This is a genomic window from Amycolatopsis sp. NBC_00355 (genome assembly GCF_036104975.1).
Classification (GTDB): Bacteria; Actinomycetota; Actinomycetes; order Mycobacteriales; family Pseudonocardiaceae; genus Amycolatopsis.
In genome coordinates this window covers 7,525,814-7,539,428 of record NZ_CP107982.1, presented here as the reverse complement: position 1 = coordinate 7,539,428, position 13,615 = coordinate 7,525,814, and the positions used below count along the sequence as shown (strand labels likewise).

Genomic DNA, 13,615 nt, shown 5'->3' with positions numbered 1-13,615 from the left:
GTCCCTCAAGGAGGGGCGGATTCATGCGGTGGTTGCAACACCTGGTGTTGGTTGATCTGACAGTAGCGCGGTGAGGGCCTCGGCTGGCGTCCGCCAGCCGAGGGTCTCCCGCGGCCGTCCGTTCAGCTCCGTCGCCACCCGCACCAGCTCCGCTGCGTCGTGCTGGGACAGGTCGGTGCCTTTCGGGAAGTACTGACGGAGCAGACCATTGGTGTTCTCGTTGCTGCCCCGCTGCCACGGCGAATGCGGATCACAGAAGTAGATCTGCAACCCGGTGTCCAGGGTGATCTTCTGGTGATGGGCCATCTCTTTGCCCTGATCCCAGGTCAGCGACCCCAGCAGCAACGGCGGCAACGTCGCGATCATGTCGGTCATCGCCTCGGCGACGGTGGCCGCGTCCCTGCCATCGGGCAGGTGCAGCAACATCACAAACCGGGTCGAGCGTTCCACCAAGGTCCCGATAGCGGAGGCGTTGTTCCCGCCCAGGATCAGGTCGCCTTCCCAGTGTCCCGGGACCGCGCGGTCGGCGACCTCGGCGGGTCGCTGCGAGATGTTGACCATGTCCCGGATCCCGCCCGCCGGCCGCTCCCGCCGGGCTTGGGCCTGCCGTCGTGGCATCCGCAACGCCCGCCCGGTCCGCAGTGCTGTGGTCAGTTCACGCCGTAACGCACCCCGGCTTTGCACATAGAGTGATTGGTAGATCGTTTCGTGCGACACCCGCATCTCCGGCCGGTCGGGAAAGTCCAGGACCAGTCTCTCGGAGATCTGCCGCGGCGACCACTTCCGGGTCAGCCTGGCCTGCACCACCGCCCGCAGTTCCGGGTCGGCGCGCAGCTTCGCGGTTTTGGGTCGTTTCGCGCGGTGTTCGGCCCGGTGCTGGGCGCTGCTGGCCCGATAGGCGCCGGTCAGGCCGGTGTTGCGGGCCAGCTCTCGTGACACTGTCGAGGCAGGTCGTCCGATTGCTCGTCCGATCGCTCGTGGGCCGTGACCTGCGGCTGTGAGGCAGGCGATCTCGTCGCGCTCGGTGATGCTCAGTCGGACCGGGCCGGTCTGGCGGGGTGCGTTACTGATCACCCCGCCAGCTTGGCGGAACAACCGCCCGCCCGTCGCTGCGGCGAAGCCGGCCGCTTGCGCGGCCGGCTTCGCTGCCGTTCCGGCCCGGATCTGGTCCCAGAACTGCAGCTGGACTGATCGTGGGAGCCAGCGATGCGTTCGAACCATCTGCAAATCCCACCCTTCATCGAGGTGGTGTTGCAACGACCCCATGACTCCGAGAGGCCTTCACGGACTTTCAGGCGTCCAGGGCGACCTTCGCGCCCGCGGACTGCTCGGTGTTGCGACGCGTTTTCGCCCAGCCGTTGCGGCCGCGGATCAGCCGGAACAACGCTCGCCACGACGTCACGTAGAACGTGTAGATGTACGCCGCGTACGCGAAGCCCAGGCCGATGCCGCGCAGGATGTTCTTGCTGCGCAAGCACTTCAGCTGGTAGATCGGGCCCCAGACCAGGAACGGCAGCAGGCCGAACGAGCCGTAGATGGCGAAGAGGATCCACGCGCCGCCGGTGAACCACGACCACATCTGCGCCGGGTCGCCCGCGGTGCCGAAGATCAGCAGCAGGAACGGGATCGGGTACAGCAGCGACCCGAGCAGCTGCAGCCACGGCTGCGCGAGGTAGTACATCATCTCCGCCGCGCCGAGCGTGCTGACGTGCGGCGAGTCCCAGATCCGCCGCAGGTACCGCGCGCACTGCATGGTGCCCTGGCCCCAGCGCGTGCGCTGCACCAGGAACCGCCGCAGGCTGTACAGACCTTCTTGCGCCACATGGGAATCCGGCGTGAACCCGGTGCGCCAGCCTTCGGTGAGCAGGTGGACGCCGAGCTCGAAGTCCTCCAGCAGCGAGCCGCGCCACGGCTGCGCGGCGGGGCCGGCGATCGAGTCGAGCGCGGTGAGCCGGGTGAACTGGCCGTTGCCGCCCATGGAGATCGTGCCGGTGAACCCGCGCGACGTCTGGATCGCCGCGATCGCCGTCCGGAACTCCAGGTCCTGCAACTGGGCGAGCTTCAGCCCGAACCAGCGGCCGGCCGGGTTGCGCGTCGGCGGCGGGGTCTCGACGTTGCTCATCCGGACGTCGAGCTGCACCGCGCCGATCCCCGGGTCGCCGAAGAGGTGGTCGGCGGCGCAGACGTCGAGGCAGTTCGGCGCCGGGCGGCCGTCGGCGTCGACCACCACGACCACGACGTCGTCGCGCGTCGCGGCCGGCCCCATCCAGTCGTTCAGGGCCCGGTAGGCCGCGTTGAGCGCGTCCCCCTTGCCGGTGCGGGCCTCGGGCCGGACGCGCGGCACGAGGTGCAGGTACGGGTCGTACCCGCCGTTGCGCCGCCACAGCATCCGGACGACGCGGGCGGTCCGGTCCTCCGAGTCGTCGTCGACGACCCAGACGTGCGCGTGCCGGAACGTCGTGCGCAGGTAGCGGATCGTCTCGCGGATGACGGTCTGCTCGTCGCGGCACGGCACGAAGAAGTGCCACGTGAAGTCCGCCGGGTCACCGACCGGGCCGGGTTTGCGGCGCAGGTACGGCACCACGATCAGCACGACGTAGACGAGGAACGCCACGCTCATGGTCAGCGCGAACGCCTGGGTGATCGCCAGCAGGACCTTGACGCTCACGCCGCCACCTTGGGCTTGCGGGTCGCCAGCCAGACGAACAGGACCAGCGAGACGGCGCCGCCGAACACGCTCACCATCGAGCCGAGCAGCGTGTGCCCCCAGTAGTAGCCCTCGTCCGGGCCGAGCCAGTGGACCAGGCCGACGATCGTGAGAATGCGCAGCTGGTTCACCAGCACCACGACGACCGCGGAAATGCCGAGGGAAAAGAACAACCGGCGCGCATTCGCGGGCCGGAACCAGAGCATGGCCATCGTGACAACGAGCAGTGGCAGCAGAAGAAACGCCGACGAACATTCCGGTGTCATTCTCAACCCGAATGGAGTAGCGCTACTCAACCCAAAGTAAACAGACTCCCGATCGGGCGCTACGTAAACACCCGATGTAGTGATGACGTTGAGGATCGCGCCCGCGAGCCGTACTTCCAGTTCGCGGTAGAGCCGCTCGGCCAGCACCACCACGGCTCCTGCGGCGGCCAGCGCGGCCAGCGCCACGACCAGCGGAAACTTCGTCATCCCTGAGTGCGGAGCGCTCGCTACGGCCACGACGTTCCTCTCGGTGTCGATTTCTCGTTCAAGCTGCGGACCCCGCCCGAGCGTAAGTCATGATCGCCCCGCGGTTCCACTCGGAGGAGGGGTTTAGGCGGCCATTCGGCAGTTTCGAGCGCGAACTTGCTAGGCCGTCCGGGTGACGTCGGATTCGACCTGCGGGATTACCCGAAAGCACTACCCGATCCGGTGATTCGCCAAATTTTGTGTGCTATTCGGGGCGGTCTTGGCGATAGTCGATTCGCGTGCCGAATCGAGGCAAGCCGGATGCATCCGCGCCCACAGACACGTAAACCCAACCCCCGAGAAACTCAGCGAATTCGGAGGACCAGTTGATGAAGAGCTCCCTCGTGCGACGCGGCGGACTGCTCGCCGCGGTCGTGGCGAGCGTCGTGCTCGCCGGCGCGGCCCCCGCTTCGGCGGCCCCCGGCGACGGTTCCGCGTACGGCGTCAAAGTCGGCGTGACGCTGCTCGGCCAGCCCGCGGTGAACGTGGGGCCGCTCGCGGTCGCGAACACCGCCGGTCCGACGACGAGCACGGTGGCCGGCGCCACCGCGGCCGGCATCCTGACCGCCGGCGTGATCACCGCCGAGGCCAAGCGCGACGACGAATCCGGCGCGGTGACGGCCAAGGCGACCACCGCCGACGTCGGCCTGCCCCTGCTCAAGGCCGCTCTCGGCACTGTCGGCGTCAAGACCGTCGAAGCCGTCTGCACCGCCACCCAGGAAGGCGTCAAGGGTAGCAGCACGCTGGCCGACGCGAAGCTCGGCAGCATCGGCGCGGTCGACGCCAACCCGGCGCCGAACACCCAGATCAAGGTGGCCATCGGCCTGGTCAACGTGGCGACGATCATCCTCAACGAGCAGATCCAGAACAAGGACGGCAGCCTCACGGTCAACGCGCTCCACGTGAAGCTGCTCGGTGGCGTCGTCGGCGCCCTCGGCTCGGGTGACGTGATCGTGTCGTCGGCGACCTGCGGCCCGGCCGCGCCGCCGATGCCGCTGGCGTCCGGGGCCGGCCTGTGGGTCGGGCTCGGCCTGCTCGGCGCGATCGCGCTGCCGGTCGGCACGCGCATCTTCCGCAACCGCCGCACGGCCTGAGCGAGGTCCGGATGTACAGGATGCCGGGCGCGGGCGTCGGCGTGGCCGGTGGCGGGGTGGGCACCCTCGCCGCCACCGGCGCCGACATCGGGTGGTGGCTGGCCGTCGGCGTGTTGCTGGTCCTGCTCGGGACCGTCGCGCTGATCGCCGTCCACCGCCGCAACCGCCGTCTCTCCCAGGCGCGGGAGCACTGAAAACCGGGGCCGTCGGCGTGCGCCCCTCGCACGCCGGCGGCCCCGGTCCCAAATTCTCGTGGAAACTGGACGACGTGGAAAAGGAGCACCGCGGGGTGGACGTGATGTTGCTGGCCGGGACCCGCCCGGAAGCGCTCAAACTCGCGCCGCTGGCGCTGGCCATGGACGCCCACCCGGCGCTGCGGCCGATCCTGGTCCACAGCGGCCAGCACGCGGGCATGGTCGAGCAGGCGCTGCTGCCGTTCGGCCTGGTCGCCGACGAGTGGCTGGACGTCCCGCCGCGCGTCACCGGCGGGCAGGCTGAGCTCGTGGCGGGCCTGCTGCCCGCGCTGGACGACGCGTTGCGCCGGTGTGCGCCGGCCGCGCTGGTCGTCCAGGGCGACACGACGACGACGCTGGCGGGCGCGCTCGCCGCGTTCTGGCTGGGCATCCCGGTGGTGCACCTGGAAGCCGGGCTGCGCACGCACGACCTCACCGCGCCGTTCCCCGAGGAGGGCGCGCGGCAGATGGTGTCCCGCCTGGCCGCACTGCACCTGGCCCCGACCCTCGGCGCGGCGGCGGAGCTGCGCGCGGAAGGCGTTCCGCGGCAACGCATCGCGGTCACGGGCAACACGGTCGTCGACGCGGTCCTGGAGATCGCGGCCCGCGACCTCCCGGCGCGCGACACGGCGCTGGCGCTGCTGGAAATGGAGATCGCCGAGGCGGGCGAGCGGCTGGTGCTGGTGACGTCGCACCGCCGCGAGTCCTGGGGCGAGCCGCTGGAGCGGACGCTGGCGGCGGTGCAGCTGATCGTCGCCGAGCACCCGGACGTCCAGGTGCTGTTCCCGGCGCACCCGAACCCGCAGGTCAGGGACCAGGTGGAGGCCGCGCTGGGTGGCCTGCCGCGGGTGACGGTGACCGACCCGCTGGAGTACCCGGACCTGGTGCGCGCGCTGCGGCTGGCGTCCCTGGTGCTGACGGATTCGGGCGGCATCCAGGAGGAAGCGCCGACGTTCGGCACGCCGGTCCTGGTCCTGCGCGACGTCACCGAGCGCGCGGAGGTCGTCGAGGCCGGGTGCGCGTGGCTGGTGGGCACGGACACGGCCCGGATCGCCGACACGGCCGCCCGGCTGCTCCGGGGTGACCTACGCACGGCACAGGTGGGAAACCCGTACGGCGAAGGCAATGCGGCGGTCTTGGCGGTCGCGGCGATCGAAGAGCTGCTGGGCGTCGGGACGCCCGCGCACCGGCACGCCGCGGCTTCCTAGGACCAAGACTCGTCGTGAGTGTTTAGGGCGGTTAGAACCGCCCTAAACACTCACGAGGACTAGAGCGAGATGACGTTGACCGGGAGGGCCGGGTTGGCGCTGAAGTCCAGCGCCGCCGTCGGGCGCTTGGCCGCCACCACGTGCGCGCCCAGCGCCGCGATCATCGCGCCGTTGTCCGTGCACAGCCGCGGCCGCGGGACGCGCAGCTCGATGCCCGCCGCCGCACAGCGTTCCGCCGCCAGCGACGACAGCCGCGAGTTCGCCGCCACGCCGCCGGAGATGACGATCGTGCCGATCCCCTGCTCCTTCGCCGCACGGATCGCCTTCGCCGTCAGCACATCCGCGACGGCCTCCTGGAACGACGCCGCGACGTCGTCCACCGGGATCTCCTCGCCGCGCCGCTGAGCGCCTTCGACCCAGCGCGCGACCGACGTCTTCAAGCCGGAGAAGGAGAAGTCGAACTTCGCGTCACGCGGGCCGGTCATGCCGCGCGGGAACGCGATCGCCGCCGGGTTGCCGTTCTTCGCCGCCTTGTCGATCGGCGGGCCGCCCGGGTACGGCAGGCCCAGCACGCGCGCGACCTTGTCGTACGCCTCGCCCGCCGCGTCGTCCACAGTGGACCCGAGTTCGGTGATCGACGACGCGATGTCGTCGACGCGCAGCAGCTGCGTGTGCCCGCCGGAGACCAGCAGCGCAAGGCACGGTGTCGGCAACGGCCCGTGCTGCAGTGTGTCCACCGCGATGTGCCCGGCCAGGTGGTTGACGCCGTAGAGCGGCACGTCCAGCGCCGTCGCGTACGCCTTCGCCGCGGAGACGCCGACCAGCAGCGCACCCGCGAGACCCGGCCCCGCCGTCACGGCGATGGCGTCCACATCGGACAGTGACAGCCCGGCTTTCTCGAAAGCGCGGGAAGTCGTCGGGACCATCGCTTCGAGGTGCGCACGGCTGGCGACCTCCGGCACGACGCCGCCGAACCGCGCGTGCTGCTCGACGCTCGAAGCGACCTCGTCGGCCAGCAGCTCGACCGCACCGTCGTCGTGCAGGCGGACCAGGCCGACGCCGGTCTCGTCGCACGAGCTCTCGATGCCCATGATGATGCGCGACATCAGCCCGCCACCTCGTCTCGCGTCCGCGCGGGGCGGACCATCGTGTACGCGTCGGCGCCGGAAGGCTGGTAGTAGCGCTTCCGGATGCCGAGCCGTTCGAAGCCGTGGCGCTCGTACAGCGCGAGCGCGGTCGTGTTGTCCGTGCGGACCTCGAGGAACACCGGCGACTCGTACTCGTCGGCGCGCTCCAGCAGCGCCAGCAGCAGCGCCTTGCCGATGCCCTGGCCCTGGTACTCCGGCGCGACGCCGATGGTGTGCACGGTCGCCTCGTACTCGCCGCGGCGCCGCCCGACGACGGCCAGCCCGGCGTACCCGAGCACCTCGTCGCCGTCGTCCGGCCGGGCGGCCAGGTAGAAGTGGCCGATGTCCAGCTCGGAGTGGAACGCGTGGGCGTTCCACGGGTCGTCCCCGGGGAAGAGGATCTTCTCGATCTCGACGCAGCGGGCGATGTCCTTGCGGCGCAGTGGATCGAGTCTCACGGCGCGGTCACCCGTTTCGGCGCCGACGGCTCGGCGGCGTCCGGGCGCCGCAGGTACAACGGCGTCAGCGGGGCCGGCGTTTCCTTCGCGAGCAACACGCTCCGAGCGGCCTTCACCAGCCCGGCGGGCGACGGGAAGCGCGGCTCGATCGGCTGGACGTCGAGGACCGCGCCGTAGAGGATCGCGCCGTCACCGGCCGCCGCTTTGACGTCGGTCTCGAGATCGGCCGGGCGCTGGACGTCCGGGCCGTGCGTGCGCGTGCCGGACGCGTCGTAGGCCGCCCAGTAGACCTCGCGGCGGCGCGCGTCGGTGAGCACGAGGAACGGCTTCCCACCCGGGACGACGTCGGCGGCGATCGCGTCGAGGCTGCCGACCGGGTACACCGGGACGCCGAGCGCGTGGCCGAAGGCGGCCGCGGTGGCCATGCCGGCGCGCAGGCCGGTGAACGGCCCGGGGCCGACGCCGACGACGATCGCGTCGAGGTCCTTGAGGGTGACGCCGGCGGCTTCCGCGGCGGCCAGCGCGTGCGGCGTGATCAGCTCGCCGTGGGCGCGGGGGTCGACCGTGACCCGGTCGCCGCGCGTCTCGACCCGGTCGCCGTCCAGTGCGACGACGCCCGCGGTGACCGCCGGGGTCGAGGTATCGATCGCCAGTACCAACACGGTGTCCCAGCCTACGACCAGGCCGGGATGTCCTTTTTAGCGACCCTGCGCGGGCCCGGGCCCTGCTGTGAAACCGGTCGCTGCGGGGGCCAGATCCGCACGGTAACGTGCGAATCGGGGTTCGCAGGAGCGAGTCCCCGGAGCTGGAGGTCCCCGCGGTGCCCGACCCGTTGTTCCCCGCCCTCACGTCAGCCTCGGGCAACGAAGCCCTCCGATTCGGCGACCAGGCCCTGACCTACGCCGAGCTCGCCGCCGTCGCCGGCGGTCTCGCCGCCGAGCTGCCCCGCGGCCGCGTCGCGGTCTGGGCGACGCCGACCCTGCACACCAGCGTCGCCGTCGTCGCCGCCCTGCTCGCCGGGGTTCCCGCGGTGCCGCTGAACCCGAAGATCGGCGAGCGCGAACTGGCGCACATCCTCGCCGACAGCGAGCCGCGGCTGGTGCTGGCCGAGCCGGGCGTCGAGCTCCCGGAGGGGTTGGCCGGCCTGCCACGGCGGGACATCCCGCTGACCGGCCCGGCCACACCGCTCGCGGAAGAGCCGGACGCCGAGGCGCCCGCGTTGATCGTCTACACGTCCGGGACCACCGGGCCGCCGAAGGGCGTCGTCCTCCCCCGCCGCTCGATCGCGACCACGCTGGACGCCCTCGAAGACGCCTGGGCGTGGACCGCCGACGACGTCCTGGTGCACGCGCTCCCGCTGTTCCACGTGCACGGCCTGATCCTCGGCATCCTCGGCCCGCTGCGCCGCGGCGGCTCGGTCCGCCACCTCGGCCGGTTCTCGACCGACGGCGTCGCGCGTGAGCTGAGGGCCGGGGCGACCATGATGTTCGGCGTCCCGACGATGTACCACCGGATCGCCGGCGAGGTCGGCACCGACAGCGCGCTGGCCGACGCGCTGCGTGGCGCGCGGCTGCTCGTCTCCGGATCCGCCGCGTTGCCGGTGCACGACCACCAGCGGATCACCGACGCGACCGGCCAGCAGGTCGTCGAGCGCTACGGCATGACCGAGACGCTGATGAACACGAGCGTCCGCGCGGACGGCGAACGCAAGCCCGGCACGGTCGGCGTCCCGCTCGGCGGTGTGGACCTGCGGCTGATCGGTGACGCCGGCGAGGTGCTCGACGACGTCGAGACCGTCGGCGAGATCCAGGTGCGCGGCCCGAACCTGTTCACCGAGTACCTCAACCGCCCGGACGCCACCGCGGCCGCGTTCGACGACGGCTGGTTCCGCACCGGCGACATGGCCACGCGCGACACCGACGGGTACGTGAAGATCGTCGGGCGCAAGGCGACCGACCTGATCAAGAGCGGCGGCTACAAGATCGGCGCGGGCGAGATCGAGAACGCGCTGCTGGAGCACCCCGGCGTCGCCGAGGCGGCGGTCACCGGCGAGCCGGACGACGACCTCGGCGAGCGGATCGTCGCCTGGGTCGTCCCGGACGGGGAACCGCCGTCGCTCGGAGAACTCGCCGACCACGTCGCGCGGCTGCTTTCCCCGCACAAGCGCCCGCGGGTCGTCCGGTACCTGGATGCCTTGCCGCGCAACGACATGGGCAAGGTCCTGAAGCGAGCGCTCGGTGAGTAGGCGGCCGGCGCGCGAGGTCGTCGAAGCGATTTCGACCGGCTTCGAGGAGTTCACGACGCCGTTGCGCGAGGAGCCCGCCGACGGGCCGATCGACTGGCCGGGCTACCGCGAAGCACGCTCCGCCGCCGAAGAGCGCACCGGCGAGAAGGAGTCGGTCGTCTGCGGGACGGCGAAGATCGGGGACGCCGAGGCCGTCGTGATCGCGTTCGAGTTCGGCTTCCTCGGCGGCTCGCTCGGCCAGCGCACCGGGGACCGGATCGAGGCGGCGTTCGCGCACGCCCGCGACGTCCGGCTGCCGGTGGTCTCGCTGATCGCGACCGGCGGCAGCCGCATGCAGCAGGGAATGCGCGCGCTCATGCAGCTGCAGCGGGTGGCCCGGGCGGCGGCGCGCACGCGCGCGGCGGGCGTCCCGCAGATCGCGGTGCTGCGCGACCCGACGACCGGCGGCGGCTGGGCGACGCTCGGCGCGGGCGCCGACGTCATCCTCGCGCTACCGGAGGCGCAGGTCGGCTTCGCGGGTTCGCGAGTGCGTCCCGCCGGTTCGCCCGAGGCCTACACGGCGGAGGCGAAGCTCGAGTGGGGCCAGGTCGACGCCATCGTCGCGCCGGAGAACCTCGGGGCGGCGCTGGAACGCTGGCTGCGGTTGCTGACGTCCCGGTCGAACGCCGCGGCGCCGCCGCCCCGGGCGCTGCGCGAGGCCGCGTTGCCGGACACGGGCTGGGAAGCGGTCCAGGCCGCGCGTTCCCCACGCCGGGCGAGGGCCGTCGAGTACCTGGACGCGTACTTCGACTGGCGCGAGGACATCAGCGGCGACCGCTGCGGCGGCGTCGACCCCGGCGTCGCGTGCGGCTTCGGCTGGCGCAACGGGAGGACGATCGCGTACGCGGCCCAGTGCGGCACGCCGACACTGCCGTCGGGCTTCCGCACGGCGGCGCGGTTGGTCCGGCTGGCGTCGCGGCTGGCGATCCCGGTGCTGACGATGGTCGACACCCCGGGCGCGGCCAACGACGCGGCGGCCGAGCAAGCAGGCGCGGGAGGCGCGATCGCGGACCTGTTCGAGGCGGTCGCGACGGCGGTCGCCCCGGTGACGACGCTGGTGATCGGCGAAGGCGGCTCCGGGGGCGCGCTGGCGTTCGCGGCGCCGGGCTCGACGTGGGTGACACCGGACGCGTACTTCTCGGTGACATCACCGGAAGCGGCGGCGGCGATCCTGAAACGTCCGGCCTCGGAGGTGCCCGAGCTGGCCAACCAGCTACGGCTGCGGCCGCAGGACCTGGTGCAGCTGGGCGTGGCCCGCGCGGTCGTCTCGGTGCAAGAGTCGTGAGTGTTCAGGGCGGTTAGAACCGCCCTGAACACTCACGACAGCCCGTGCCGACCATGAGCCGTGGGGTTCCAGGGTGACCTCGCGGACGTCGTCCTCGCGGCGGTCCAGCCGGACCACCAGGAAGTCCGACGACAGCCGCTCCGCCGAACCCTCGCCCCACTCGACGATGATCGCCGAACGCTCCAGGTCGGTGTCCAGGTCCAGGTCGTCCAGCTGGGACAGGTCGCCGCCGAGGCGGTACGCGTCGACGTGGATCAGCGGGACGCCCGCAGGGCCCGCCGGGTGGACGCGGGCGAGGACGAACGTCGGGCTGCTCACCCGGCCGCCGACACCCAGGCCGTCCGCGATGCCGCGGGTCAGCGTGGTCTTGCCCGCGCCGAGGGGGCCGGCGAGCAGGACCAGGTCACCCGCGCGCAGGGAGCGGCCGAGCGACCGCCCGAACTCCATCGTGTCTTCGGGCGTCGGGAACAGATACGTCAACGCTGCCACCACCAGTTCCGCCGGGCCGGGTCTTCGCCGTCCACACCGGAACAGCGTTGCAGTAAGTCGATCAGGTAGCTGGTCACCAGGTCGGGCTGCTCCAGCAGCACCATGTGCCCGGCGCCGCGGACGCGCACCAGCTCCGCGTCGGGCAGCTCGGACGCGATCCGCTCGGCGTGCGCGAACGGCGTGAAACGGTCCGAATCACCGCCGATGACCAGCACTTCCGCCGTCTTCAGCCCGGCCAGCGCCGCGTAGCGGTTGTGGCTGCCGAGGGTGTCGACGAAGTTCACCAGCCCGCGCACCGGCGTCACTTCCAGCATCTCGAGCATGAAGTCGACGAGCCGGGGCGCGACGTCGCGGCTGCCGAACGCCAGCCGGCGCACCGCCTGCCGCGTCAGCTGGCCGCCGGCCGCGCGGACGAACTCCACCAAGCCCGGCTGCCAGCCGGCGAGGCCGCCGGCGGCGCGCGTCAGCGGGTTGTACTTCGAGAGCAGCGAACGCGGCAGCCCGCGGGCCCCGACTTCGCCCGCCGCCGTCGCGATGAAGGCGACACCGGCCACGCGGTCCGCGAACAGCTGGGGGAACTCCGCGGCCAGCTCCATGATCACCATGCCGCCCATCGAGTGCCCCACCAGCACGATGGGCCCCTCCGGCACCACGGACCGCAGCACGACGTCGAGGTCGCGGGCCAGCTGCTCGATCGTCGAGTTCTCCGCCGACGCCGCGCCGGACAGGCCGTGGCCTCGGTGGTCGTAGTAGACCTGACGCACCCGCGGCAGCCGGAGCGTCGCGAGGTCACGGCGCTGGAAGTGGAAGCACCGCCGGGAAAGCGCGAAGCCGTGCACGCCCACGACGGTCAGTTCCGGCTTGCCGCCGTCGTCGGAATCGATCTCCTCGACCGACAGGGGGGTGCCGTCGTCGGCCGCGACCGTGGACATGCGGTCCGGCTTCAGCTCCCCCAGCGGCTCGTCCACGTACGGGTCCTCACTGTGCCGCCGCTGCTGCGCGGCGACGATAGCGGCGGCGGCGGTCCCGGTGGCGATGGCCCCGACCCCGCCGGCGATGGCCAGCAGTCGACGTGAAGGTGTCACGAGGCCGCTCCCAGATACCGGCGCCGCACCCGCGGGCGGTACATCGACGTCACGATCTCGTAGTCGATCGTGCCGAGCTTGTCGGCCCATTCGCGCGCGGTCGGCTCGCCCTTCATCCCCCGCCCGAACAGGACGACTTCGTCACCGACCTCGGGCTCGTCGTCACCGCAGTCGACGATCAGCTGGTCCATGCAGACGCGCCCGACGACCGGACGCCGTTGCCCGCCGAGCCAGACATCCATCCGGCCCGACAGCGACCGCGGCACGCCGTCGGCGTACCCCGCGGGCACCAGGGCCAGGTTCGTGTCGCGCGACGCCGTCCAGGTGTGCCCGTAGGACACCGATTCCCCGGCCTCGATGCGCTTGACCAGCGCGACGGCGGACCGGAACGTCATGGCCGGGCGCAGGTCCTCGGCCTGCGGCACGGGGTTGAGGCCGTACATCGCGATGCCCGGCCGCACGATGTCGAAGTGCAGATCCGGCCGGGTCAGCACGGCCGCGGAGTTCGCGAGGTGGCGTTGCGGGTCGAGCCCGGCGGCGCGGGCGACGTCGTAGGCCTCGTCGAAGCGCTTCGCCTGGGCGTCGATCGACGGGTGGCCCGGTTCGTCGGCGCACGCGAGGTGGGACCAGATCGCGACGACGTCGACGCGCGGTTCGGCCGCGGCGGCCGCGACCAGCTCGGCCCAGCCGGCGGGCGGGCAGCCGTTGCGGGAGAGGCCGGTGTCGATTTTGAGGTGCACACGCGCCCGGGTACCCGTTGGGACGGCCGCGGCGATGCGAGCCAGCTCACCCACCGAGCTGGCGGCGAGGTCGACGTCCGCCTCGACGCCCGCGGCGAAGTCGACCTCGGGCACGTCGAGCCAGCTGAACAGCCGGGTCGTGATCCCGGCGCGGCGCAGGTCCAAGGCCTCGCCGAGCGAGCAGGTGCCGAGCCAGCTCGCGCCGGCCTCGACCGCGGCGCGCGCCACCGGCAGCGCGCCGTGGCCGTAGGCGTCGGCCTTCACCACGGCCATCACTTCGGCGCCGGGCGCGCGGGCGCCCAGCAGCGCGAGGTTGTGGCGGATCGCGTCGAGGTCGATGTCGACCTGGGCCCTGGGAAGACTGGAGGACATAACGCCTCCAGTTTCCCATGA

General features: G+C 71.9%; 13 protein-coding genes and 1 pseudogene. 5 read left to right on the top strand and 9 right to left on the bottom strand.

The annotated features are described in order from the left end of the window. Positions 1 to 21 precede the first annotated feature (21 nt). The 3 genes from OHS18_RS34670 to xrtP form a co-directional block, all read right to left on the bottom strand. Positions 22 to 1,221, bottom strand: a complete 1,200-nt coding sequence (locus OHS18_RS34670) for an IS30 family transposase (protein WP_328618628.1) — start codon at positions 1,219 to 1,221, stop codon at positions 22 to 24. 70 nt (positions 1,222 to 1,291) lie between these two features. Then, positions 1,292 to 2,620, bottom strand: coding sequence for a glycosyltransferase family 2 protein (locus tag OHS18_RS34665; protein WP_328459096.1), 1,329 nt, complete (start codon positions 2,618 to 2,620; stop codon positions 1,292 to 1,294). A gap of 44 nt (positions 2,621 to 2,664) precedes the next feature. Next, a complete protein-coding gene (gene xrtP / locus OHS18_RS34660; RefSeq protein WP_328445424.1) occupies positions 2,665 to 3,180 on the bottom strand; it encodes an exosortase P in 516 nt (171 codons plus the stop codon). A gap of 368 nt (positions 3,181 to 3,548) precedes the next feature. Between xrtP and OHS18_RS34655 the strand changes: the two genes are divergently transcribed. The 3 genes from OHS18_RS34655 to wecB all read left to right on the top strand — a co-directional run bounded on the left by OHS18_RS34655 (position 3,549) and on the right by wecB (position 5,754). Further along, entirely contained in the window at positions 3,549 to 4,313 is a 765-nt protein-coding gene (locus OHS18_RS34655) for a choice-of-anchor P family protein (RefSeq protein WP_328445425.1), read from the top strand. 11 nt (positions 4,314 to 4,324) lie between these two features. Then, positions 4,325 to 4,507: an LPXTG cell wall anchor domain-containing protein gene (locus tag OHS18_RS34650; RefSeq protein WP_328445426.1), complete on the top strand. Its 183-nt coding sequence runs from the start codon at positions 4,325 to 4,327 to the stop codon at positions 4,505 to 4,507. Between the two features lie 95 nt (positions 4,508 to 4,602). Beyond that, the gene (gene wecB, locus OHS18_RS34645; protein ID WP_328618627.1) at positions 4,603 to 5,754 is read left to right on the top strand and encodes a non-hydrolyzing UDP-N-acetylglucosamine 2-epimerase; all 1,152 of its coding nucleotides are present in this window, start codon (positions 4,603 to 4,605) and stop codon (positions 5,752 to 5,754) included. A 59-nt stretch (positions 5,755 to 5,813) separates the two neighbouring features. On the opposite strand, the gene tsaD is transcribed toward wecB, so the two are convergent. The 3 genes from tsaD to tsaB are packed head-to-tail and all read right to left on the bottom strand — an operon-like array spanning position 5,814 to position 8,001. Next, positions 5,814 to 6,860 (bottom strand): tRNA (adenosine(37)-N6)-threonylcarbamoyltransferase complex transferase subunit TsaD, encoded by a 1,047-nt coding sequence (tsaD, locus tag OHS18_RS34640; RefSeq protein WP_328445428.1) that lies wholly within the window; start codon positions 6,858 to 6,860, stop codon positions 5,814 to 5,816. Beyond that, on the bottom strand, positions 6,860 to 7,339 hold the full coding sequence (rimI, locus tag OHS18_RS34635; protein ID WP_328445430.1) for a ribosomal protein S18-alanine N-acetyltransferase: 480 nt from the start codon (positions 7,337 to 7,339) through the stop codon (positions 6,860 to 6,862). The genes tsaD and rimI overlap by 1 nt, the downstream gene beginning before the upstream one ends. Beyond that, positions 7,336 to 8,001 (bottom strand): tRNA (adenosine(37)-N6)-threonylcarbamoyltransferase complex dimerization subunit type 1 TsaB, encoded by a 666-nt coding sequence (gene tsaB / locus OHS18_RS34630; protein ID WP_328613633.1) that lies wholly within the window; start codon positions 7,999 to 8,001, stop codon positions 7,336 to 7,338. The genes rimI and tsaB overlap by 4 nt, the downstream gene beginning before the upstream one ends. 158 nt (positions 8,002 to 8,159) lie before the next feature. Between tsaB and OHS18_RS34625 the strand changes: the two genes are divergently transcribed. Together OHS18_RS34625 and OHS18_RS34620 are read left to right on the top strand one after the other, a co-directional pair. Beyond that, positions 8,160 to 9,584: an acyl-CoA synthetase gene (locus tag OHS18_RS34625; RefSeq protein ID WP_328613632.1), complete on the top strand. Its 1,425-nt coding sequence runs from the start codon at positions 8,160 to 8,162 to the stop codon at positions 9,582 to 9,584. Next, positions 9,577 to 10,908, top strand: coding sequence for a carboxyl transferase domain-containing protein (locus tag OHS18_RS34620; RefSeq protein WP_328613631.1), 1,332 nt, complete (start codon positions 9,577 to 9,579; stop codon positions 10,906 to 10,908). Before OHS18_RS34625 ends, OHS18_RS34620 begins: the two co-directional genes overlap by 8 nt. 42 nt (positions 10,909 to 10,950) lie before the next feature. Here OHS18_RS34620 and tsaE read toward each other — a convergent pair. The 3 genes and pseudogenes from tsaE to alr all read right to left on the bottom strand — a co-directional run. After that, a pseudogene (gene tsaE / locus OHS18_RS34615) lies at positions 10,951 to 11,388 on the bottom strand (tRNA (adenosine(37)-N6)-threonylcarbamoyltransferase complex ATPase subunit type 1 TsaE); the annotation flags it as partial. Next, positions 11,385 to 12,482, bottom strand: a complete 1,098-nt coding sequence (locus OHS18_RS34610; RefSeq protein WP_328445436.1) for an alpha/beta fold hydrolase — start codon at positions 12,480 to 12,482, stop codon at positions 11,385 to 11,387. The gene OHS18_RS34610 and the pseudogene tsaE, both read right to left, overlap by 4 nt. Further along, entirely contained in the window at positions 12,479 to 13,594 is a 1,116-nt protein-coding gene (gene alr / locus OHS18_RS34605; protein ID WP_328613630.1) for an alanine racemase, read from the bottom strand. The genes OHS18_RS34610 and alr overlap by 4 nt, the downstream gene beginning before the upstream one ends. Positions 13,595 to 13,615: the final 21 nt, after the last annotated feature.

Bases quoted from the DNA above. Each gene is read 5' to 3' on its own strand.
- OHS18_RS34655 (WP_328445425.1), top strand. From the start codon at position 3,549: ATGAAGAGCTCCCTCGTGCGACGCGGCGGACTGCTCGCCGCGGTCGTG.
- OHS18_RS34670 (WP_328618628.1), bottom strand. From the start codon at position 1,221: ATGGTTCGAACGCATCGCTGGCTCCCACGATCAGTCCAGCTGCAGTTC.
- OHS18_RS34665 (WP_328459096.1), bottom strand. From the start codon at position 2,620: ATGAGCGTGGCGTTCCTCGTCTACGTCGTGCTGATCGTGGTGCCGTAC.
- OHS18_RS34650 (WP_328445426.1), top strand. From the start codon at position 4,325: ATGTACAGGATGCCGGGCGCGGGCGTCGGCGTGGCCGGTGGCGGGGTG.
- tsaD (WP_328445428.1), bottom strand. From the start codon at position 6,860: ATGTCGCGCATCATCATGGGCATCGAGAGCTCGTGCGACGAGACCGGC.
- xrtP (WP_328445424.1), bottom strand. From the start codon at position 3,180: ATGACGAAGTTTCCGCTGGTCGTGGCGCTGGCCGCGCTGGCCGCCGCA.
- alr (WP_328613630.1), bottom strand. From the start codon at position 13,594: ATGTCCTCCAGTCTTCCCAGGGCCCAGGTCGACATCGACCTCGACGCG.